This is a genomic window from Mycobacterium attenuatum (assembly GCF_900566085.1).
In the GTDB taxonomy this organism is placed as follows: domain Bacteria; phylum Actinomycetota; class Actinomycetes; order Mycobacteriales; family Mycobacteriaceae; genus Mycobacterium; species Mycobacterium attenuatum.
On record NZ_UPHT01000121.1, the window covers coordinates 1 to 21238 of the forward strand.

A 21238-nucleotide genomic window follows, 5' to 3' on the forward strand; every position below is an offset into this window, starting at 1 on the left:
TCATCACCGGCACCAAACCAGCACACGACACGAGATTGTCATCATCGAACACCGCCGACGAGGGCGCGAACCTGTGACACACTCTCACCGAAAGTGCCTTTCTTGAGCTGGACGATTGTTGTCTGGAAACTCCAATCATCCCAGGTCAAAAGGCACTTTCCTCATCTCGACACCCGAAACGAACCCAATCCATCCGTGGATCGAGGCTAAGGGCCTCGCAGATTGCCGCAATTCCCGGTGAGATAGTGCGGGCGGACGGAGCCCTTATTGGCAAGGTTCTCGACGATAACCAGACGGCAATCTGGAATGCGGTATCGGTGACCGAGACCGACCTGGGCGCAGCGGGGGTTGACCTGGCAGAGGGTAATCCCGTGAAAGCCGCCAACGATGTGGCCGCCGCAATCAACTATGACGTCCAGACCGTGACGCGCTTGGCCGCTGAAGATCTTGCACTGCCCATTCAATTGGCCACCACTGACGCCGCGATCATCGCCTCCGGAGTCGGCGGATACGGCGGCTATGGCGGCTATGGCGGCTAGCCGGTAGTCCCGGTTCTTAGGCGGCCAACCGGCGCCGCGCTCAGAATGCGATCAGAATGCGATCGGCGCCGAACCAGCCTTGTTCGGCGGTGACGCGTAGCTGGGCTTGCCAAGGCCGAGAACGTGTTCGGCGATCATGTTGCGGAACACTTCCAGGGTGCCGCCGTAGATTCCGACCAACGGCGCGAAGCGGTAGGCGTATTCCGCACCGCCATCGTCGGCCGCGCCGTCGGTCCCGAACGGCAACGCAGCCGCAGTCCCCAGAATGTCCATCAGATCCGGGGAGATGTCGCGCATCGTTTGTGCGATGGCCACCCGGCCGAAAATGCCCGGCGCCGACAGCGCTGCTTCCATCCGGGCGACGCTGCGGCCCAGCCGATATGCCACCGACCCGTCGTCGAGCAGGCAGTGCCCGCCCGGTCCGGTCCGGGTCACCCGCGCCGCGACCCGGTCGACGGCTTCGGCCATGACACCGGCCTGGTGCATCATGATCGAGGTATCCTGCAACTCGTCGGGTGCCGGCGCCACCGCCCCGTGCTCGACGTTGAGCGGTTCACGCAGTACCGTCCAGCCACCGTTCACCTCGCCTAGCCGATACCTGTCATCGACGCGCACGTCACTGTAGTAGACGATGTTCGTCCGGTCGCCGTCCACCGTGCGTAAACCCTGGATCTCGATGCCCGGCGAGTTCAGCGGGACCAGAAACATGGTCAGGCTCTTGTGTTTTCGCGCGTGCGGATCGGTGTTGGTGATCAAAAAGACATACTGGCAGTTGTGGGCGCCGGTGGTGAACATCTTCGAACCGTTGATCACCCAACTGTCGCCGTCGCGCGCCGCACGGGTCTTGCAGGTGGCGACGTCGGATCCGCCTTCGGGCTCGGTGTAGCCCAGGCACATCCGAACATGCCCGTTGAAGACACCCGGCAATACCTCCTCGACGAGCTCGGGCGAGCCGAATTTCGTTACCGACCGAGCCACCATGGCAGTAGTTCCCCACGTAACCCAGGGCACTCGGGCACGGCGTTTCTCCAGCTCCCAGATGCGCCGGCGCACCCGATTGAATCCGCCTTCGGATTCCGTCTTCCACTCCGCTTCCAAATATCCTGCGGCGCCGAACTTCAGGTGCAGGCCCTGATGGAAGTTGTCACCCGTTTCGCGATCGTGACGGCAGACCTCGTCGGTCACATGCTCGGCCAGAAACCTGCGCGCCTCGACGCGAAATGCGTTGTCCTCTTCGGAAAGTTCGACCAAGGAAAAGTCCATCGTCAGGCTCCTGACCTACCCGCACGCGGCTTGAGAGGTTGTTTCGCGAGCGGCCACGATCTCGGCAATCCGCCGGGCGGAAACCCCCGGATCGCCGCCGGCCAGTGGCCACCCCCTGGCCCGCACCAGATACGCGGTGGCGGCGGCCTCGGCCGAAACCCCCAGGCCTCCTTGGATATGGACAGCCATGGTCGCTGCCCTGGCGGCTTCTTCGGCCATGAACAGGAACGCCGACGGCGCCAATTCCGGTCGTTCGTCGGGCTCATTGTCCAGGAACCAGGCAGCGCGCCGGACCAAGTTGCGTCCGCTCTGCACGGTGATGGCCATGTTCGCCAGCGGATGCGAAATGCCTTGCAGTGTGCCGATGGGTACGCCGAGTGTGTATCGGGACTTGGCGAATTCCGCTGCGGTCGTCATTGTCTGCTCGACCAGCCCCACCAGGGCCGCGGCAGTCAGCAGTCGCCATTCATCCAGTGCCCGCTGGTAATTCACCAGCACATCGTGGCCCTGGCTCACGACGATCCGGCAGTCGGCGGACGCCGGGTCAACCCAGGCCATGGGCAGTCGACCCATGTTGTCCACCTTCGCCGGCGGGTTGCTAAACGTCAGGCGCACGATATGGTCATTGCTGGCCACGACAACGTGGCGGGCAATCGACCCGGTGGGAATCAGCCGACGGCCAAGCCCGCTGTCCATCCGGGGATCGAGCGCCGCGATCTGTTCTCCCTTCGCCAGGGCAGCGGCCTCGGCGTCCAGTGTGCCGAGGCGAGCCAAGAGCCGCGTCGCGCAGACGTGGTCGATCCACGGGACCGGTGCCAGCGAGCGGCCGATCTCCTCGGCAACCAGCGTGAGCTCGATCAGCGTCGCGCCATCGCCGCCGGCGGACTCGGGCAGTGCCATCGTCGTGGCGCCGATGTCGCACAACCGCTGCCACAGGTGCTCGTCGAAGCCGGACGGTTCTGCAGCACGGACGGTTTCGATCGAGCAGTGGGCCTTGAGGAAATGCCTGTATGTCGACTGCAACGCGGCGTGGTCCTCGGACAAGCTGTAGTCCAGCCTGCGTAGCTCGAAACGGTCCATCGTCAGCGCTCCTCACCGAAGAAGAATTCTTGGGCGTTGGCGCAGAGGTAGCTCTGCAGCACATCGGGCGGCAGGTCGAGGGCCAGCGCCTCGGGTATGACCCTGCGCATCGGCAATACGGGCCAATCCGATGCGAAGATCACCTTGTTCTTGCCCCGGGTCCGCATGTAATGCAGCAGACTTTCCGGCAGCCGCTTGGGCGACCATGCCGAGGTCATCAGCCGCAGGTTGGCGTATTTGAGCAGCAGCCGGATCGCCACGTCCCACCATGGATCGGCGCCATGGATCATGCACAGCCGAAGCTCGGGAAACCGCACGCACACCCGGTCAAGATGCATGGGATGCTGCACTTCTCCGGGGATCGGCGGCCCGGGTATGCCGGTGTTGATGCAAAGCGGGAGGTCGAGTTCGGCGCACTTGGCGTAGAGCGGGTAGTAGACGGCGTCGCTGGGCGGATATTGCCCGTCTGCCCAAAAGCTAGGGCCGACAACGGCATACGCGATGGGCAGGTTCTTGGCCATGGTAGTCAATTCGCGCAAAGGCTTTACCGGACGCAGTAGGTTGACCCCACCCATGGCCAGCGCGAACCGGTCCGGCTGCGCCTCGACGAAGGCGCGGGCGGTGGCGGACGGTGCGCCCAGCGAATCCATCAAAATCGCCTTGCGCACCCCCTGTTCGTCCATCTCTGCAAGCAGCTCTGAGAGCTCGACCGGCGCGAACATCGACTCGGGTCCCTTGAAGTAGTCGTCGCGGACCTTGAGCATCCAGGTCGGCTGGTTTCTCGCCTCGCCGAAGTGCACGTTCACCAGGCAGTCAATCGCGTTATGCGTCATGGTGCCCCAACCTGTTGTGCCAGTTGTTCTCTGGCCCACCGATAGTTCGGTTTACCGTTGCCCAGACGCTGGACGTGCTCGACGAAGACGAACGCCTTGGGGGCCTTGAAATGCGCCAGCCGCGAGGTGCAGAAAGCATATAGCGCCGGCGCCGCGACACCGCCATCACCGCCATCGGCGTCGGAGCGCAAGGCGACCACCGCGACCACTTCCTGCCCCCACCGCTCGCTGGGCCGTCCCAGCACCAACGCGTCGGCAACGTCGGGATGGGTGCGCAGTACTTCCTCGACCTCCTCGACGAACACTTTCTCGCCACCGGTGTTCACCACCAACGAGTCGCGACCCAGTAGGCGGATGGTTCCGTCCTTCTCCAGGCAGGCCCGGTCACCCGGTATCACCAGGCGCTGGCCGTCGATTTCGGGGAAAGTGCACCGGGTGGCTTCGGCATCGTTGAAGTATCCCAACGGAATCCGGCCCATTCTTGCCGCCCAGCCGATCTCGGGGTCGCCCGGCTGCAAGAACCGGGTGCGGTCGGCGGAGACGACGGTTGCGCCAACCCGGGGTTCGAAGGTTTCGCTGGCGGTGCCGTCACGACTGTGTCCGAACGCCATGTTGCCGGTCTCCGAAGACCCGTAGCCCTCGATGACGGTGACCTGCGGCAGCAATTGCATCAGTGCCCGTTTGTATTTCGCGCTGGTGGCGGCGCCCCCCGTACCGATCGAATGCACCGACGACAAGTCGTAGGAACGGCTCCGCAGTTCGGCCACCAGCGGCCCGGCGTACGCGTCGCCGACCATCGTGATCATGCCGACTTTTTCACGTTCGGCGGTCACCCAGACCGACTGCGCGTCGAGCTTGTCGCGGTCGTCGTACATGACGACCGTGAGTCCGTGCAGGAGCGCGGCGAACGCCGTCCACATGCCGGCGGCATGCATGAGCGGTGAAACGGCGAACCATGGCGGGCCGCCCACGCGTACCATCTGATGGATCTCCTCGATGCTTGCGTGGTCGCTCCCCACCATGGACGTCACGTAGATATCGCTTTGTCGCCACAGGACCCCCTTGGGACGCCCCGTCGTTCCGCCGGTGCACATCATGATCAGATCATCGGGCGAACCAGTCACGGGGCGGTCAGCGGCACTGGTTGCCAATATGTCGTCCAGTGAGACAGCGCCCGGCAGTTCGGCAGCGCCACTGCCGTCGTCGATGGAAATCAGCAGCTCGGTTCGGTTGGGCAGCAACACGTCGCTGAATCGTGCACCGAGCGAGCGATGGTAGATGATGCCCCGAGGCCCGACATAGTCGAGCAGCTCGGCGATTTCACGCGACGAGTAGTGATGGTTCACATTGACCGGCACGACTCGCGCCTTGAGGCAGCCGATCACCATGTCGGGATACAGGTCGTTGTACATGATGAGCGCAACCCGGTCCTGACCGCATTCCCACCGCTGCAGCGACTCACTGGGACGCCGGGCGCCGAAACCGTTGCGGTACAGGTAATGCGCCAGCCGGATCGTTCGCGCGGCCGACTCGGCGAACGTACTACGGCGCGGACCACACACCGTCATCGAGTGGTCCGGGATGACCTCCGCGATAGCGTCCAGCACGGCACCGATAGTCCACTCGGGCACGGTCTTTCCTAGGCTGCCGAAGACATCGGGATGCCGAGGAAGCTCAAGGCGTTGTCGTGCATGATCTTTCGCGTGTCCGGTTCGGTGAACCCCGCCAGTTCTGCGGTGAACGACAGCGGCGACTCCAGTCCTTCGCCGTGGGGCCAGTCCGAGCCGAACAGAATCCGATCGACGCCAATCTTTTCGGCCAGTAAGACGAGATCTTCCTCGTAGTACGGAGATACCCAGACGTGTTCGCGCAAGGTGTCGACGGGATCGTTGGGGAATGCGCGCGGGTGCTGGTTGGCCAGTTTCTTGAGGCGCTTGGCAAGCCGATGCACCCACTCCGAACCGTTCTCGATGCTGGCGACCCGGAGCGCGGGATGACGATCGAAAACGCCGTGGACGATCAGAGAAGCCATGGTGTCGTGGATGGCACGGTCGTCGACGAGTATCTTGTCCAGCGGGTCGGGCGGGACCGAAAACGGCTCGAAGGTTTCCTTTCCACCCCACATCGCAGCGATTTTCAGGTAACCGCTGTCGCCCAGGTGGAAGGCCACCGGCACGCCGGCTTCTGCCAGCCGCGCCCACACCGGGTCGTGCGAGCGGTGCCCCAGCGAGCGGCTCTTCGGAATGCCCGGAACCGGTGCCGGACGCACATGCACCAGTCGCGCACCGCGTGCGAGCACGAAATCGATTTCCCTGATGGCCTCTTGAGGGTCGGCCAGCGAAATCATCGGAACCGCAAGGACGCGACGGTCCGGGCGGTCGAAACCCCAATCCTCGTCAAGCCATCGGTTGAAGGCATGCAGAGATGCCATGGTCGCCTCGATGTCACCCTTGAGGGCTTCCTCGACTCCGCAGCCGAAGGTCGGAAACATGACGATCGTTGCTAGACCTTGGCTGTCGAGCACCGCAACGCGCGCTTCCCGGCGCTGGTATTCCGGTCGCAATTGCAGCTTCTCGACCTTCATCAGCGACGACGGGTTCACACCCTCGGGAATCTCGCCGCGGAACAGCAAGTCCAGGCAACCCGGCAGGATGATTGGGTCGAAAGTCGGATTGGGGATGAATCGGTTGACGCGGTCGCCGATGATCGCCTGGGTGTGGCGGCCGTCGCTGAACATCTGCACGCCGCGCCGACGGAACCGCTTGTCCAGGTGCCGGGTAAACGCGTCCAGTGGTTCGTAGTAGTGGTTGTCGACGTCGATCGCCTGGAAATTCACCTGTCCCATGATTGTCCTTATCCCGGGCTGCTAACCGTCCGATGAGGTGAGCGACGGAAACCGCGGCGGGCGTTTCTGCAGGAAGCTCACTATTCCCTCGACAACATCCGGCCTCGGCATCGCCTCGCGCAGCAGAGCTTCGGCGCGCGCGGTGGCATCGGTGAGGCCGCCGGTGGCGTCACCGTAGATCTGCCGTTTGATCACCGCCATCGACGCCGGCGAGCAGTTGCGGGCAATGTCGTCCGCATATTGCAGAGTCCGCTGCATCAATTCCTCAGGCTCGACGACTTCCTTGACCAGACCCAACTCGGCGGCCTCTTCGGCCAAGAACGTACGGCCGCTCAACAACAGGTCCAGGGCGACCGCCCAGCTCGTCAATCGCGGAAGTATCCAGGAGATACCGAATTCGGCAATCAGCCCGCGGCGGGCGAACACAGCGGCGAACTTAACGCCCGCGGCGGCAAATCGTACGTCGCACATCAGCGCCTGAGTCAGACCGATGCCTGCGCAGGCACCGTTGATGGCCGCGATCACCGGCTTGCGGAGCGTCGTGACGAAATCGGGCGGTCGTTCGCCGACCAACTCGCTCAGCTCGGTCTGACCGGCTCGCTCCATTACCGCGCCGTATCCCCGTGCCGATTCCGGTGGACCCAGGTAGGCGCCGGAACAAAAGCCCCGGCCCCGACCGGTCAGCACGATCACCCGGATATCCGGATCTTGATCCGCGCTGTCGAGCGCCGCATAAAACCCCGCGGCAATGTCGGGTCCCCAGGCGTTGAGGCGGTCGGGCCGATTGAAGGTAATGATCGCTACGCCGCCCGATGTGGCCTGGTAGAGCACGGCATCCTCGGCATCGTTGCTCATCGGCGCCTCCTTGTCCTCACCGGGGCCGCGCGGTCAGGCATCGACGAGCCCTAAACGGCGGTACGCAGCAGCGATTTGGGTCTTGGCCTCGGGCGGCAACTCGGCCTGAGGCGGCCGCGAATGAGGGTAGGACCCGATCGGCAGGCCCAACACCGCCGCCGCATACTTGAACGCCGCACCCCGGTGGGTGAAGTAGTCCGGCCTGCCCGGGTAGCACGTCCACCACGACCCGATATCCACGTCGAACTGATCGAGACCCGAGTCGCGCCCATAGTCCATGGCTTCGATGAGCTTGTCCCCCAACACCAAATCCCAATACTCGGACAGCAGTGGACGCTCGGGCGTCTCCATCAGGTAGCCGGCCGTGCCCAGCTGTGCCGGACAGACGATTCCGGCGCGCAGCCATCCCGCGCGATAGATCGTCTTGTCGCACTCCCAGAGCACCAGTCCGGGCGCGAGTTCGTGGAGCAGCCGACTGGCCTGCGACCGGAATGCGCCTTCTTTGGTCGCACACACGGCGGGCACTTCGTGGTAGATTCGCGCGCTTTCAGCCGGCGTCAACACATAACCCGAGGATGGGGAATTGAACATGCTCAGGGCGATATCCGTTTGTACCGCAATGTATTTGAAGAACCTGAGCACGCCCTCGCCGCCGTGGGTCTCCATCATCGGTGTCTGGATATAGGCGATGTCGGCGCCCGCCGCCTGGGCGTGCAGCGTCAATTCCAGGCAGTCCTTGGCCGTCATGGATGACGTGCAGGCCTGGACGACGACGTCGGGATTTAGGCGCCGCCCTTCCTCGATGGCAACCTCGAGCAGGCGCTTGCGCTCGTCGATGGTCAGCGACCAGAACTCCCCAATACCGCTGGTGCACCACAACATTGGGTGCCCGAGATCACCGACGCAATAGCGCACTAGCCTCCGGTAGGCGTCCCAGTCGATGTCGTCGCCGTCGTTCCCGCAGAAGGGCGTGTACAGCGAGTCGCCGATGCCCCGCAAGGCGTCCCGCGCCCACGCGCGCGCCTCAGCGTCCGTTGCCACGCCGCCTCAGCCCGGTCATGCTCGTCCCGCCCAGCCGCTTATACCAAAACCCCTACGATAGGTATTACAGTAACAGAAGTAAAGGCATCCGAAGCAGTGCCGGTCAGACCGAGCGGCGACATCTTGTTGGCTGCCACCGGCGGCACGGCCAGGGGCCGCGCAGGCAACGCAGATCTTATGGAGGTGGCCCCGTAGTGGCAAAGCAGGCAACCGCCGACAAGCGTGCGCGGCGCGAGCGCGGGTCCATCAATCCAGACGACATCATCACCGGCGCCTTCGAACTGGCAGAACAGGTGTCCATCGACAACCTGAGTATGCCGCTGCTGGGCAAACACCTCGGGGTGGGCGTCACCAGCATCTACTGGTACTTCCGGAAAAAGGATGACCTGCTCAACGCGATGACCGACCGCGCCCTGAGCAAATACGTCTTCGCCACCCCGTATGTGGAGGCCGACGACTGGCGCGAGACCTTGCGCAATCACGCCCGCCTGATGCGGAAGACCTTCATGGGTAACCCGATACTGTGCGATCTGATCCTTATCCGATCGGCGCTCAGTCCCAGGGCGGCACGCCTGGGCGCCCAGGAGATGGAGCGGGCTATCGCGAATCTGGTGCAAGCGGGCCTGTCTCCCGAGGACGCATTCGATACTTACGCCGCGGTCTCGCTTCATGTCCGCGGATCGGTGGTCCTGCATCGGCTCAACGAAAAGCATGCCGACAGCAAACCTCGCGCCATCGAAGACGCCATGGAGATCGACCCGCAAACCACACCACTGATTGCCCGGGTCACCGGGAAGGGACACCGCATCGCGACTCCTGACGAGGCCAACTTCGAATACGGCCTCACCTGCATCCTCGACCACGCTGGCCGGTTGATCGAGGAACGGACCAAGACCAAGTCGTCTCCCCCACAAGGGAAAACGGTCAAGTCCGCCCCGCGAAAACGAACCCGGGCCGCCGCGGTTCGATGAGCCGATCAGCTAGGCGCCGCCCACCGGCTAGGAGACCCGCATCCAAAGCTTGCAGTTTCTGGTCTCGAAGGCCGCCACGGTTGCCGGGATCGTCACGTACATCGGACCCATCGAGGTATTGGAGTTGACAATATCCTCAGAGCTCGCCGCGGTCGTTCCGTGCATCAACCACGAGCAGGTGGAAAGTTCGGACACCCGACCAAACACGAGGATAAGGGGATTCGACGGTCCCTCCGTACGATAGGTGCCCGGTGCAACGTCATCCCCGACCAGGAACACTCCGTCGCCGGGGAGCTGGTCGCCGGGTTCGGCACGGGCCGGTGAGGTGAACGACATCGCCGCCACGCAGGCAACCAATGCAGCCGACGTTCGAGGTGCACAGAGCAGTCTCAACTTGCTCAATCCGCCTTCGATCTGTCTCATTCTGGCCCCCTAGCGGCTGGCTCCCTAGCGGCAGCCTATATCCAGCAGCCAACGGATAGCGCTGAATTCGGCTCACCCGTCGTCCCCATGCGAAGCGCCGGCAGCGCCGCTTTCTGCGACCACCCCGCGAGCAATCAGATGCTCGATCAACGGAATCGCGCTGGCGGCAAGATGGTCTGCCATGGCAGCGCGCGCCAGCGCGTCATCGCGCTTGGCCAGTGCGGACAATATCCGCCGATGATGCTTGATCGCCCGGGCCGGCCAGTGCTCGATGCTGGGAAACACCGATTCGGGCGCGTAACGGGTGATCTGGGACATCAATTGAGCCAGCTTCGGCGAGTCGGCCGCAATGTTGATGGCCCGGTGAAACTCGTGGTTGAGACGCACCGTCCGCTCGTCGTCGGCGGCGGCGTAGGCCTCCTCGAGCTGCGCCTGGATGTGCCTGAGTTCCTGCAACTGCTCGTCGCCGATGCCGATCGCGGCCCGGGCCGCCAGCTCGCCGCCCACGTGAGCCTGCACATTGGCGACGTCGGCGAGGTCCCGCTTGGTCACGGGCAACACCACGAAGCCGCGGCGCGGCTGCTGGGCAACCAATCCTTCGGCGCGCAGCGCGAACAGCGCCTCACGTACCGGTGTCACACTGATTCCCAATTCGGCAGCCAGCTGCTCGAGGCGAATGTAGTTGCCCGCGGTGTAGCTGCCGTCGTAAATCCGCTTACGGACAAAACTTGCCACGTCATCGGAAAGCTGGGGCCGCGCAGCGAAATCCGGAACAGTCATTGCTTCACATCCGATATTCGTCGAGCAGCCGCTTGCTGATGACGGACTTCTGTATCTCGCTGGTTCCCTCGCCGATCAGCAGAAACGGCGCGTCGCGCATCAACCGCTCGATCTCGTAGTCCGTCGAGTAGCCGTAGCCGCCATGGATGCGGAAGCTTTGCTGAGTGACCTCCGAACAGTATTCGCTGGCAAGGTATTTCGCCATTCCGGCGGCAACGTCATTGCGCTCCCCGGAGTCTTTCAGCCGTGCTGCGTTGACCATCATCAGGTGTGCCGCCTCGACCTTGGTCGCCATCTCGGCCAGCTGGAAAGCGATGGCCTGGTGTTCGGCGATCGGTTTGCCGAATGTGTGCCGCTGCTGCGCATACCGCACCGCGAGTTCGAATGCCCGGATGGCGACGCCGCAGGCTCGCGCCGCAACATTGACCCGGCCGACTTCAATGCCGTCCATCATCTGGAAGAAGCCCTGCCCCGGGACGTCGCCGAGGACATCGTCGGCACATGCCCGGTAGCCGTCGAAGATGAGTTCGGTGGTATCGATGCCCTTGTAGCCCAGTTTGCCGATTTTCCCCGGGATCATCAGGCCCGGAGCCACTTCACCGAAACCGGTAGGCTTTTCGATGAGGAACGCGGTCAGATTCCGATGCGGCCTGTCCGCGCCTTCGTCGGTGCGCACCAGCACCGCCACCAGCGTCGAACTGGCACCGTTGGTCAGCCACATCTTCTGGCCATTGATGGTGTAGTCGCCACCGGAACCGCGCAGTGCCCGGGTACGGATCGCGGCGACATCGGAGCCCAATTCGGGTTCGGACATCGAGAACGCGCCGCGGCACTCGCCAGTGGCCATGCGCGGCAGGAAGCGGTGCTTCTGCTCGTCGGTGCCATGCTGGCGCAGCATATAAGCCACGATGAAGTGGGTGTTGAGCACACCGGAGACACTCATCCAGCCCCGGGCCAGCTCTTCGACACACAACGCGTAGGTCAGCAGCGACTCCCCGAGCCCGCCGTACTCTTCGGAGATCATCAGACCGAACAAACCCAGTGCGCGCATCTGGTCGACGATGGCCTGCGGGTAGGTGTCGGCGCGCTCCAACTCCGGCGCGTTGGGAATGATCTCCTTGTCGACGAATTGCCGTACCGTGCTGATGATTTCGATTTGCAGCTCGGTCAGCCCGAGGGTTTGGGCGAGTTTAGTCATGCGCCGTTGTTCCTATCGTCTGAGAGCTAGACAACCGCGCGATATCGGCGGCCGTCAGTCCAAGGACCTCGGTGAGCACGGCCGCGGTGTCCTGCCCTAGTGCCGGTGCAGGCGCGCTGGCCGGGTGGGCGCCGTCGAACGCGGCCGGCAGGCCAGGAGCCAGATATTCGCCGAGCCCCGGCTGATGCAGCACGGAAAACAACGAATTGGCAGTCACTTTCGGACTGGCAGCCACCTGCGCGAAGGTCCGGTAGCGCTCGAAGAGCACGCTGGTACCCGACAACGCCGCGGTGATCTCGTCGCCGGTGTGGTCGGCGAACCAAGTCGCGAAAAGGCCGGTGAGCACGTCGCGGTAGCGGTACCGGTCGCCTTCGGCGGCGAAGTCCACACCCAGCGATTCGGCCAGTGCCGACACCGCCGGCCCAGTGCCGGTCACGTCCACCAGATCGCGAAAGTGCCGGCCGGTCAACGTGACAACCATGAACCTGACTCCGTCGCGGCTGATGAAGTCCTGGCCGTATTGGCCGTAGACGGCGTTGCCCAGGCGCTGGCGTTGCGTGCCAGTCACCTGCGGCTCGGTCAACAGCCCCAGGTTTCCGGCCGTCGCCAACGCAACATCTTCCAGCGCCAGGCTGACGCGAGCCCCGGCGCCGGTCTGGTCGCGGCGTCTCACAGCCGCAACAACGGCAAGCGCGGCATACAGACCGCAACAGACGTCCCAGGCCGGCAACACATGGTTGACCGGACCACCATGGTCGACCGGACCGGTGACCAGCGGGAAGCCGGTGGCTGCGTTGACGGTGTAGTCGACCCCGGTAGTGCCGTCACCGCGCCCGACCAGCTGCACGTGAATGACATCGGAACGCTGCGCGGCCAGCAGCTCGTGGCCGAGCCAGGGAAAGCTGGCGTTGGTCACGACGATGCCGTCGCCCTCGATGACCAGCCGCTGAATCAGCCGCTGCCCTTCCGCCGAACGCAAATCCACTGTCACCGACAGCTTTCCCTTGTTCAGGCCCGCCCAGTAGATTGACGTTCCGGTGGGTGCGAGCGGCCAGCGCTGGACGTCGGCAGCGCCGCCGAGCGGGTCGACGCGAATCACCCGTGCACCAAGCTGACTCAGCGTCATACCGCACAGCGGCGCGGCCACGAAGCTGGAAACCTCGACGATGCTGACGCCGTTCAACGGCAAGTGCGGGCCGTTCACACCGACGTGACCCGCTCGAAAACCGCGGCCAGCCCTTGGCCGCCGCCAATACACATGGTCTCCAGGCCGTAGCGCGCCTGGCGGCGGTCCAGTTCCCGCGCCAGTGTGGCCAGCATCCTGCCGCCGGTCGCGCCGACGGGATGACCTAACGATATGCCGGAGCCGCGCACGTTGGTTCGGTCGTGGTCGGCAGCGCCGAAGTGCCACTCCCGCATCACCGCAAGCGCCTGAGCGGCAAAGGCTTCGTTGAGTTCGATCAGATCAATGTCGGCCAGCCGCAGGCCCGCCTTGGCCAGCGCGGCCGCGGTCGCGGGCACCGGACCGATTCCCATGATGTGGGGCGCCACCCCCGCCAGCCCCCAGGACACCAGCCGAACCAACGGCCGCAGGCCGTACTCGGCGGCTTTGGCCGGTGTGGTCACCACGCACATCGACGCCGCGTCGTTTTGGCCGCTGGCATTGCCGGCCGTGACCGTCGCCTCCGGATCCTGTTTCACCAGAATGGGTTTGAGCTTTGATAGTGATTCGAGCGTGGTGTCGGCGCGGGGATGCTCGTCGGTGTCGATCAGCTCCTCACCTTGGCGGGTACGTATCGAAACTGGAATGATCTCCGCGGCGAAGACGCCGTCTTTTTGGGCGGCCACCGCACGGCGATGCGACGTGACGGCCAGTTCGTCCTGCTCCATCCGCGAAATGCCATACTGCCGGCGCAGATTCTCGGCGGTCTCGAGCATTCCGCCGGGCACCGGATGATGCCGACCCCCGGCGGTGGTGCGGCCGCGTGCCAGGCCGTCGTGCACCTGGATACCACCGCGGGCGCCGCCCCAGCGCATTTCAGTGGAATAGAATGCGACATTGCTCATGCTTTCGCAGCCGCCGGCAACGACGAGATCGGTGTCACCGTTGCTGACCTGCAGACAGGCGTGGATCACGGCCTGCAGGCCAGAACCGCAGCGCCGGTCGACCTGCATACCGGGAACCGTGACGGGCAGGCCGGCATCCAGCGCGACCACCCTGCCAATGGCCGGCGCCTCGCTGCTGGGATAGCAGTGCCCCAGGATCACGTCCTGTACCGCCTCGGGCGGCATAGCGGTGCGATCCAGCAGTCCCTTGAGCGCAGCGACGCCGAGGTCAACGGCGCTCAGCGACTTGAACATTCCGCCGTAGCGGCCGATCGGGGTGCGGACCGGCTCGCAGATGACGGCGTCGCTCATATGAACCGACCGCCCGTGATATCTAGGACGGTTCCCGTCATGTACGAGGACAGGTCCGAAGCCAAAAACAAGGCAACACTAGCGACTTCGCTGGGCTCTCCGGCCCGGCCCATCGGAACCTCGGCCAGCTTCTGGTCCCAAATACGTTGCGGCATTGCTTCTGTCATCGCCGAGCGAATCAATCCCGGAGCGATAGCGTTGACCCGGACACCAACGTGGGCAAGCTCTTTGGCGGCGGCCTTGGTCATTCCCATGATCCCGGCTTTGGCCGCAGAGTAGTTTGTCTGGCCCACCATCCCGACCTTGCCCGATACCGACGACATGTTCACGATTGCGCCGCGCTTGTTTTCACGCATGACGGCCGCCGCCAGCCGGGTCCCGTTCCAGGTGCCCTTGAGGTGTACGTTGATGACCTGGTCGAATTGCTCCTCGGTCATGTTGCGCATCGTCGCGTCGCGGGTGATGCCGGCGTTGTTGACCATGATGTGGAGTCCGCCGAAACGATCTACGGCCGTGCGGATTAACGTTTGGACCTCGTCGGCTTTAGTTACGTCGCATCGTACGGCCGCCGCGACACCGCCGCCGCCCAGCTTCTGGGCCGCGGCTTGGGTCGCTTCCAGATTCACATCACCGAGAACGACGCGCGCACCCTCGGCGACGAATCGCTCGGCGATGGCCAAGCCCAGTCCCTGGGCTCCACCGGTGACCACCGCCGTCTGACCGTTCAGCAATGACATCACGATTCCTCACTGTCTTGCCCGCAGCCGGGACCCGTCGGTCAATATCATATTTCATATATGATGCATCGTAGCCGTCGGGCCGAAGGAGCAGCTGTCATGACCGTCAGTGACGAAGATTTTCAGCAGATCCTGGCCCAGACTCGCCACTTCGTACGCACCGCCGTGATCCCGCGTGAGCAGGAGATCCTGGACAACGACCGGGTGCCGGACGATCTGCGGGAGCACGCCAAAAAGATGGGCCTGTTCGGCTACGCGATTCCCCAGGAGTGGGGCGGGCTCGGCCTCGACCTCCCACAGGACGTCGAACTAGCCATGGAGTTGGGCTACACCTCGCTGGCGCTGCGGTCGATGTTCGGTACCAACAACGGCATCGCCGGCCAGGTGCTGGTCGGCTTCGGCACCGACGAGCAGAAAGCCCGCTGGCTGGAGCCGATAGCCTCCGGCGAGGTCGTTGCGTCGTTCGCGCTGACCGAACCCGGAGCCGGATCGAATCCGGCCGGGCTGCGCACCAAAGCTGTTCGGGACAACGGCAATTGGGTGATCTCGGGACAGAAGCGCTTCATCACCAATGCGCCGGTCGCCGGTTTGTTCGTGGTGTTCGCGCGGACCCGGCCGGCCGACGAGCGGGGCGCCGGTATCGCAGTGTTTCTGGTCCCCGTGGACGCGGCAGGCGTGCAGGTGGGTGTCAAGGACGCCAAGATGGGCCAGGAAGGCGCGTGGACGTCCGATGTCAACTTCAACGACGTCAGGGTCGACACGACCGCGCTGATCGGCGGGAGCGAGGACATCGGCTATCGGGCGGCCATGACCTCATTGGCACGCGGCCGGATCCACATTGCGGCGGTCGCGGTGGGGACAGCGCAGCGCGCACTCGATGAGTCCGTCACCTACGCCGCGAGCGCGACGCAGGGCGGCACACCGATCGGAAACTTCCAATTGGTCCAGGCGATGCTGGCCGATCAGCAGACCGGCGTACTGGCCGGACGCGCGCTGGTCCGCGATGCCGCGCGGGTGTGGGTGTCCGGCGAGGACCGCCGCATCGCGCCGTCGGCAGCCAAGCTCTTCTGCACCGAAATGGCCGGCAAAGTAGCCGACCTCGCGGTTCAGATTCACGGCGGCAGCGGCTACATGCGAGGGGTGCCGGTGGAACGCATCTACCGCGATGTTCGGCTACTGCGGCTGTATGAGGGCACCAGCGAGATTCAGCGGCTGATCGTCGGGTCGAACCTGGTGCGGGCGGCGCAACGATAACGCGTCCGGCCTGGCTCCGTGCGCCTCGGGGTGCGGGATTCCGCGTGAATTCGCTCCCGCATCGCTTTGGCGGAATCGCTCGGCCCACGAGCGAAATGCCGCTGAGGACGGGAGCTCATCGACGGATCCTGAACAATTCGTCGGTCTCATCCGACAATACGCCGGAAACGCAATACTCCGGTGTATATATTTCGTGGCTTCTGGCGGCGACCTCAGCCGCACCGATATCGATTTGACCTATTCCGAAATTCCTGATCTTCGCTATTGAAGACCCCCAGACAATGCGTGGTATGCCGATCCAGATGATGGCCCCCATACACATACAGCAAGGCTCGCCCGTGGCATACAGTGTAGTCCCACTCCACTTTCCCTCACCCTCTTGCGCCGCCATATTGTTGATCGCTACTAATTCGCTGTGGGAGATCGGGTCAATCGATTGGTTACCGACACCGATCGCGATCGGATAGTTGTCGGCCCGGTCGAAAATAGCGGCACCAAAGGGGAATTCAGGATTCATTCTTGCCGCTTCAATCGCCACGCGCATATTCGACTCGTGTTGCAGCAACTCTGTCGCCGTGGGCCGGTATTCGAGCAGTCTGCGAAGCGCTGATTCAACACTTTCGTCACCCGATTCTGGACTGCCACCGCAGCGGCCAGTCCCGTCTTCGGCGTTGACCCGCCCGGTCGCATATGTCGCGGCCAGCATGCCGGCTCCGATAGCGGACGCGCCAAGTCGTCGCCTCGATAATCTCCGGACCGTTCCGACAGATTCCCGATGAGCTGGATGTCGATTCAACGTCATGGGCTCCTATTGCACACGGCTACCGCTGGGGCGCCTGAAGTCGTGTCAGACGTGGCGTTATCACGCTAGTGCGCACGCGAGTTGTGCATTTCGACAATTGGCCGGCGAGATCGGATGGGGGTTCGCCGGCGGTCTGGAGGTATTACCGATACCAAGCACCGTTCGAGGGTGCGAAAGCAAGGGTGCGCAAGGGGGTGTCTGGGTTCATGACATAGGTGACACATGAGTCGCGTCATAGGTGACACCTGCAATGACCCTCGATGAGTCGGGGCATAGGTGACAGTCGTGATTCATGTCCAAAGCGCGTGTGGTCGTCCTTGAAGTCACCAGCGGCCACCTCTCAGTGACGGCTGCAGCCCGTGCCTACGGACTGTCCCGGCAACACATCTACCGCCTGTACCGCCTGCTCCAGCGCTACCAGCTCGGCGGCCTCGACGCCGTCGAGGCACGCTCGCGGCGGCCCGCCAGCAACCCCCGCGCGGTCACCGACGAGGTCATCGCCGCAATCGTGCTCTTGCGTGAACAACTCACTGCCGACGGGCGTGACGCCGGCCCGCTAACCCTGCAAGACCATCTGGCCCACCAAGGCCTGCCCGTACCGGCCACCTCCACGATCCGGCGCATCCTGCACCACCACGGCCTGATCACCGCGCAGCCGCGTAAACGGCCGCGCAGTTCCTACCACCGCTTTGCCGCCGAACAACCCAACGAATGCTGGCAATCCGACTTCACCCACTGGACCCTGGCCGACGGCACCGACGTCGAAATCCTCAACCGGCACGACGAGCACTCCCGCTACCTGCTGTGCTGCACCGCCCATCCCCGCGTCACCGGCCCTGATGTCGTGGCCAGCTTCACCACCACCGCCGCGCAATTCGGCCTACCCGCCTCCACACTGACCGACAACGGCGCCATCTACACGATTCACCACCTCAGCAGCCACATCATCGACCCCGACAAAAACTACTGGCGCAACCAAAACAAAAACCCCGGCCGATGGCCGGGGAATCTATCACCTATGACACGACTCATCACAAGGGTGCGCAAGGGGGGACTCGAACCCCCACGTCCCGAAGGACACTGGAACCTAAATCCAGGGCGTCTACCAGTTCCGCCACTCGCGCATGGGCGCCTCATAGAGTACCGCGCGGTAGCGTCTACGTGTGTCCACCACCCGCCCTCGCAAGCCCGCGTTGATCGCCCTGGCGATCGTCGCGGCCTGCGGCTGTCTGGCCTTGGGCTGGTGGCAGTGGACCAGGTTCCAGTCGGTGTCCGGCAGCTTCCAGAACCTGGGATACGCACTGCAATGGCCGATGTTCGCCTGGTTTTGTCTCTACGCATACCGCAAGTTCGTTCGCTACGAAGAGGCACCGCCGGAACCGGCGAACACCATGACCGAGATACCAGCCGGATTGCTACCCGAACGGCCCAGGCCCGCGCCGCAGCCGACCGACGATCCGGTGCTGCAGGAGTACAACGCATACTTGGCCGAACTCGCGCAGCACGACGCCGAAAGGCAGAACAGGAACACCCATGACGACGCCTGAGACACCCGAAGCGCAGCGGAACACAATCTTTCCCGTGGAGAAGATCCGTACAGCGCTGCTCGGCTACCGGGTGATGGCATGGGCGACGGGTGTCTGGCTCATCGCGCTGTGCTTCGAACTCGTCTCCCACCTGGTCTTTCACCACGAGATCCGCTGGATCGAGATTGTGCACGGCTGGGTCTACTTCGTCTATGTATTGACTGCGTTCAACCTCGCCGTCAAGGTTCGCTGGCCGATCGGCAAGACAGTTGGCGTTCTGCTGGCCGGCACCATCCCCCTGCTGGGCGTCATCGTCGAGCATTTCCAGACGAGGGACGTCAAAGCGCGCTACCACCTCTAGGCGAGGGCTCGCAGCTCCGGCACCAGCAGCTTCAGCGCGCGGCCACGATGTGACATCGCATCCTTCTCCTCGGGACTCAGCTGCGCCGCGGTCCGCTCACGGCCGTCGGGAATGAACACGGGGTCGTAGCCGAACCCGCCGTCACCACGCGGCTGCCGGGCAATCGTGCCGGGCCACTGGCCGCGCACCACGACTTCGCCGGACGCCCAAACCAGTGCGCAGGCCGAGACGAAGGCCGCACCGCGCCGGTCGTCGGGCACGTCGCGTAATTGGGCCAGCAGCAGGGCGGTGTTGGCCGCGTCATCGCCGTGGTTTCCCGACCACCGGGCCGACAGCACCCCGGGCATGCCGTTGAGTGCCGCTACCTCCAACCCGGAGTCGTCGGCGACACTGGCCAGACCGGTCGCGGCGAATGCGTCGCGCGCCTTGGCCAGCGCATTGGCCTCGAATGTCGCACCAGTTTCGGGTGCCTCGTGAAATGGTGCAACGTCATCGAGCGACGCCAATGTCAGCCCGGACAATCCGGCGCCGTCCAGCACCCGACGCAGTTCGGCCAGCTTCTTCGGGTTGCGGCTCGCGACCAGCAGCCGGGTCAACAATCACTGCCCAACGTTGTCCACACGGGCCCGGGGCCTACGCGCGACTTTCCTGTTGTGATGCCGGTCGCGTCGCTATTGTCCTCACATAAGAGACTTCGCAGTCCTGACAACCCCACATTAATTTGTGCAGGTAGCAGCCGACACAAAATCCCAGCGTGGCTTCCGACCAGGTCAGGAGAAAACAGACCGCGACAACAGCTGCCATCGCTATCGGCGACGCACCTAACAAGCGCATGGCAAGACATGTCGCTGCCAAACCCGCACCGAGCAACCATGCAAACCGCTTAGGCCGCGTCGCTTTCCACACCGGACGCATCCCCATTGTTAACGCGGTGCCCAGAACGCCGGTCGGGCTGAATGGAGTTAATCCGGTAGCGGCCGCAGCCAACATGTCGAAAAGCACCAGCGGACCGACAATGATCACCGGATCGGTTTCCGGACGCATCAACAACAAGGCAATCGTGATTGCCGAGATAATATTGAGCAAACCCGCTCTGGCCCGGGTCGCGGTTTCGTTGATGCGCGGCTCCGCATGTTCCCGCGTCATCTGGCCCATTGCCCACCACGGCTGGTTGAGAAAGGTATGTTCAACAAGAGGGACTCGCCGAGTGACCATCATTTGATCCTAAAATGTGGCGAAGCATTGGTTTTGACCAAATTCAATTAGATGTCGAGCAGTTTATCATAGCGTATTGTGCGCGCCTGTGATCAGCTACGTTGATCGACGACAGCGAGCTACGGCAGCCAATTCTGCCTGACCAATCAGCAACGCGCCGCTTGGATTGCCAGCAGCCTTGGTCAGCTTCCGAACGCTCTCGGCGGTGGCGGTCCTTCGGGCAGTGCACCCGGATACGGCAGCGCCAACGCCTCCCGCTGGGCGGCGAACAATTTGTCGCAGGCGCCCAGCGCCATGTCGAGCAGCTTGTCCAGCGTCGACCGCGGGAATGTCGCGCCCTCGCCGGTGCCCTGGATCTCGACCAGCGTCCCGGTGTCGGTGGCGACGACGTTCATGTCGACCTCGGCTCGGGAATCTTCCTCGTACGGCAGGTCGACGCGGATCCGGCCGTCGACCACCCCCACGCTGATTGCGGCGATCGCGCACGACAAGGGTCGGGGATCGGATAGCTTGCCGGTCGCCGCCAGGTAGGTCACCGCATCGGCCAGCGCCACGTAGGCGCCCGTGATGGCCGCAGTACGGGTACCGCCATCGGCTTGCAACACGTCGCAGTCGACTGCAATGGTGTTCTCCCCCAGGGCCGCCAGGTCGATGCACGCCCGCAGCGACCGGCCGACCAGGCGGCTGATTTCCTGGGTCCGGCCACCGACCCGTCCCTTGACCGATTCGCGGTCGGAGCGGGTATGGGTCGCCGATGGCAGCATCGCGTACTCGGCGGTGAGCCATCCCACGCCTGCTCCCTTGCGCCAGCGCGGGACACCTTCGGTGACGCTGGCGGTGCACAGAACCTTGGTGCGACCGAACTCGATCAGCACCGAGCCTGCGGGGTTTTCGGTGAACCCTCGGGTGATCACCACCGGGCGAAGCTCGTCATCAAGGCGGCCGTCTTCTCGTTTTGACACGACGCCAACCCTAATGGGAGTCGATCAGCGTGTCCGTGAAGGGGATCTTGTTACCCGGGGCGGGAACCTGGTTACCGAGCCGCCGGCCGGTGAGCACTGTGCAGGCCCTGGAATGATCGTCGATTCCTAGCGTTA

At 63.9% G+C, this 21238-nt stretch carries 22 protein-coding genes, 1 tRNA gene and 1 pseudogene; 6 read left to right on the plus strand and 18 right to left on the minus strand.

The genetic code is table 11. The features are described from left to right. Positions 1-245: 245 nt before the first annotated feature. On the plus strand, positions 246-539 hold the full coding sequence (locus tag EET13_RS19875) for a hypothetical protein (protein ID WP_122443893.1): 294 nt from the start codon (positions 246-248) through the stop codon (positions 537-539). 51 nt (positions 540-590) lie between these two features. Here the strand turns inward: EET13_RS19875 and EET13_RS19880 are convergent, their stop codons facing one another. Genes EET13_RS19880 through EET13_RS19910 form a run of 7 tightly spaced genes read right to left on the minus strand, consistent with a single transcriptional unit; the run spans position 591 to position 8456 of the window. Continuing rightward, positions 591-1802 carry an acyl-CoA dehydrogenase family protein gene (locus EET13_RS19880; protein WP_122443894.1) on the minus strand — a complete coding sequence of 404 codons (1212 nt, stop codon included), beginning with the start codon at positions 1800-1802 and terminating at the stop codon, positions 591-593. A 15-nt stretch (positions 1803-1817) separates the two neighbouring features. Then, positions 1818-2882 (minus strand): acyl-CoA dehydrogenase family protein, encoded by a 1065-nt coding sequence (locus EET13_RS19885; RefSeq protein WP_122443895.1) that lies wholly within the window; start codon positions 2880-2882, stop codon positions 1818-1820. A gap of 2 nt (positions 2883-2884) precedes the next feature. Next, positions 2885-3715 carry an amidohydrolase family protein gene (locus EET13_RS19890; RefSeq protein WP_122443896.1) on the minus strand — a complete coding sequence of 277 codons (831 nt, stop codon included), beginning with the start codon at positions 3713-3715 and terminating at the stop codon, positions 2885-2887. Next, the gene (locus EET13_RS19895) at positions 3712-5346 is read right to left on the minus strand and encodes an acyl-CoA synthetase (protein ID WP_122443897.1); all 1635 of its coding nucleotides are present in this window, start codon (positions 5344-5346) and stop codon (positions 3712-3714) included. Before EET13_RS19895 ends, EET13_RS19890 begins: the two co-directional genes overlap by 4 nt. An 8-nt stretch (positions 5347-5354) precedes the next feature. Continuing rightward, entirely contained in the window at positions 5355-6560 is a 1206-nt protein-coding gene (locus tag EET13_RS19900; protein ID WP_122443898.1) for an amidohydrolase family protein, read from the minus strand. A 21-nt stretch (positions 6561-6581) separates the two neighbouring features. Next, positions 6582-7415 (minus strand): enoyl-CoA hydratase, encoded by an 834-nt coding sequence (locus tag EET13_RS19905; RefSeq protein ID WP_122443899.1) that lies wholly within the window; start codon positions 7413-7415, stop codon positions 6582-6584. Positions 7416-7448: 33 nt separating this feature from the next. Then, on the minus strand, positions 7449-8456 hold the full coding sequence (locus EET13_RS19910; RefSeq protein ID WP_122443900.1) for a dihydrodipicolinate synthase family protein: 1008 nt from the start codon (positions 8454-8456) through the stop codon (positions 7449-7451). A 194-nt stretch (positions 8457-8650) separates the two neighbouring features. On the opposite strand from EET13_RS19910, the gene EET13_RS19915 reads away from it, so the two are divergent. Then, complete coding sequence (locus EET13_RS19915; protein WP_122443901.1) at positions 8651-9427, plus strand: TetR/AcrR family transcriptional regulator; 777 nt, start codon at positions 8651-8653, stop codon at positions 9425-9427. Between the two features lie 27 nt (positions 9428-9454). On the opposite strand, the gene EET13_RS19920 is transcribed toward EET13_RS19915, so the two are convergent. From EET13_RS19920 to fabG, 6 genes are all read right to left on the minus strand, one after another. Then, positions 9455-9850 (minus strand): Rv1352/Rv1906c domain-containing protein, encoded by a 396-nt coding sequence (locus EET13_RS19920; RefSeq protein WP_211189103.1) that lies wholly within the window; start codon positions 9848-9850, stop codon positions 9455-9457. A 72-nt stretch (positions 9851-9922) separates the two neighbouring features. Next, entirely contained in the window at positions 9923-10630 is a 708-nt protein-coding gene (locus tag EET13_RS19925) for a GntR family transcriptional regulator (RefSeq protein WP_122443903.1), read from the minus strand. Between the two features lie 4 nt (positions 10631-10634). Continuing rightward, the gene (locus EET13_RS19930) at positions 10635-11828 is read right to left on the minus strand and encodes an acyl-CoA dehydrogenase family protein (protein WP_122443904.1); all 1194 of its coding nucleotides are present in this window, start codon (positions 11826-11828) and stop codon (positions 10635-10637) included. Continuing rightward, a complete protein-coding gene (locus EET13_RS19935; RefSeq protein WP_122443905.1) occupies positions 11821-13032 on the minus strand; it encodes a CoA transferase in 1212 nt (403 codons plus the stop codon). The genes EET13_RS19930 and EET13_RS19935 overlap by 8 nt, the downstream gene beginning before the upstream one ends. After that, positions 13029-14246, minus strand: a complete 1218-nt coding sequence (locus EET13_RS19940) for an acetyl-CoA C-acetyltransferase (protein WP_122443906.1) — start codon at positions 14244-14246, stop codon at positions 13029-13031. Before EET13_RS19940 ends, EET13_RS19935 begins: the two co-directional genes overlap by 4 nt. Further along, positions 14243-14986: a 3-oxoacyl-ACP reductase FabG gene (gene fabG / locus EET13_RS19945; protein WP_122443907.1), complete on the minus strand. Its 744-nt coding sequence runs from the start codon at positions 14984-14986 to the stop codon at positions 14243-14245. Before fabG ends, EET13_RS19940 begins: the two co-directional genes overlap by 4 nt. A 60-nt stretch (positions 14987-15046) precedes the next feature. On the opposite strand from fabG, the gene EET13_RS19950 reads away from it, so the two are divergent. Beyond that, positions 15047-16237 (plus strand): acyl-CoA dehydrogenase family protein, encoded by a 1191-nt coding sequence (locus EET13_RS19950; protein WP_425294036.1) that lies wholly within the window; start codon positions 15047-15049, stop codon positions 16235-16237. Between the two features lie 115 nt (positions 16238-16352). On the opposite strand, the gene EET13_RS19955 is transcribed toward EET13_RS19950, so the two are convergent. After that, on the minus strand, positions 16353-16943 hold the full coding sequence (locus EET13_RS19955; protein ID WP_168991142.1) for a nucleoside deaminase: 591 nt from the start codon (positions 16941-16943) through the stop codon (positions 16353-16355). Between the two features lie 388 nt (positions 16944-17331). Here EET13_RS19955 and EET13_RS32900 point away from each other — a divergent pair. Further along, positions 17332-17901 (plus strand): annotated as a pseudogene (locus tag EET13_RS32900) (helix-turn-helix domain-containing protein); the annotation flags it as partial. Between the two features lie 178 nt (positions 17902-18079). Here the strand turns inward: EET13_RS32900 and EET13_RS19970 are convergent. Further along, positions 18080-18163 (minus strand) — tRNA-Leu (locus EET13_RS19970). A gap of 39 nt (positions 18164-18202) precedes the next feature. Between EET13_RS19970 and EET13_RS19975 the strand changes: the two genes are divergently transcribed. Beyond that, positions 18203-18586, plus strand: a complete 384-nt coding sequence (locus EET13_RS19975) for a hypothetical protein (protein WP_122443911.1) — start codon at positions 18203-18205, stop codon at positions 18584-18586. After that, entirely contained in the window at positions 18573-18926 is a 354-nt protein-coding gene (locus tag EET13_RS19980) for a DUF3817 domain-containing protein (RefSeq protein ID WP_122443912.1), read from the plus strand. Before EET13_RS19975 ends, EET13_RS19980 begins: the two co-directional genes overlap by 14 nt. Here EET13_RS19980 and rdgB read toward each other — a convergent pair. From rdgB to rph, 3 genes are all read right to left on the minus strand, one after another. Continuing rightward, on the minus strand, positions 18923-19525 hold the full coding sequence (rdgB, locus tag EET13_RS19985; RefSeq protein WP_244604011.1) for an RdgB/HAM1 family non-canonical purine NTP pyrophosphatase: 603 nt from the start codon (positions 19523-19525) through the stop codon (positions 18923-18925). The two genes, EET13_RS19980 and rdgB, sit on opposite strands and share 4 nt — an antisense overlap. A 34-nt stretch (positions 19526-19559) precedes the next feature. Further along, positions 19560-20144, minus strand: coding sequence for a DUF4395 domain-containing protein (locus EET13_RS19990; RefSeq protein ID WP_244604012.1), 585 nt, complete (start codon positions 20142-20144; stop codon positions 19560-19562). A gap of 179 nt (positions 20145-20323) precedes the next feature. Further along, on the minus strand, positions 20324-21103 hold the full coding sequence (rph, locus tag EET13_RS19995) for a ribonuclease PH (RefSeq protein WP_122443914.1): 780 nt from the start codon (positions 21101-21103) through the stop codon (positions 20324-20326). Between the last annotated feature and the right edge of the window lie 135 nt (positions 21104-21238).

Excerpts from the sequence above, each read along its gene's own strand:
- EET13_RS19880 (WP_122443894.1), bottom strand. The coding sequence starts at position 1,802 with ATGGACTTTTCCTTGGTCGAACTTTCCGAAGAGGACAACGCATTTCGC.
- EET13_RS19885 (WP_122443895.1), bottom strand. The coding sequence starts at position 2,882 with ATGGACCGTTTCGAGCTACGCAGGCTGGACTACAGCTTGTCCGAGGAC.
- EET13_RS19890 (WP_122443896.1), bottom strand. The coding sequence starts at position 3,715 with ATGACGCATAACGCGATTGACTGCCTGGTGAACGTGCACTTCGGCGAG.
- EET13_RS19900 (WP_122443898.1), bottom strand. The coding sequence starts at position 6,560 with ATGGGACAGGTGAATTTCCAGGCGATCGACGTCGACAACCACTACTAC.
- EET13_RS19905 (WP_122443899.1), bottom strand. The coding sequence starts at position 7,415 with ATGAGCAACGATGCCGAGGATGCCGTGCTCTACCAGGCCACATCGGGC.
- EET13_RS19920 (WP_211189103.1), bottom strand. The coding sequence starts at position 9,850 with ATGAGACAGATCGAAGGCGGATTGAGCAAGTTGAGACTGCTCTGTGCA.
- EET13_RS19925 (WP_122443903.1), bottom strand. The coding sequence starts at position 10,630 with ATGACTGTTCCGGATTTCGCTGCGCGGCCCCAGCTTTCCGATGACGTG.
- EET13_RS19930 (WP_122443904.1), bottom strand. The coding sequence starts at position 11,828 with ATGACTAAACTCGCCCAAACCCTCGGGCTGACCGAGCTGCAAATCGAA.
- EET13_RS19940 (WP_122443906.1), bottom strand. The coding sequence starts at position 14,246 with ATGAGCGACGCCGTCATCTGCGAGCCGGTCCGCACCCCGATCGGCCGC.
- EET13_RS19950 (WP_425294036.1), top strand. The coding sequence starts at position 15,047 with ATGCATCGTAGCCGTCGGGCCGAAGGAGCAGCTGTCATGACCGTCAGT.
- EET13_RS19955 (WP_168991142.1), bottom strand. The coding sequence starts at position 16,943 with ATGCTGGCCGCGACATATGCGACCGGGCGGGTCAACGCCGAAGACGGG.
- EET13_RS19980 (WP_122443912.1), top strand. The coding sequence starts at position 18,573 with ATGACGACGCCTGAGACACCCGAAGCGCAGCGGAACACAATCTTTCCC.
- EET13_RS19990 (WP_244604012.1), bottom strand. The coding sequence starts at position 20,144 with ATGATGGTCACTCGGCGAGTCCCTCTTGTTGAACATACCTTTCTCAAC.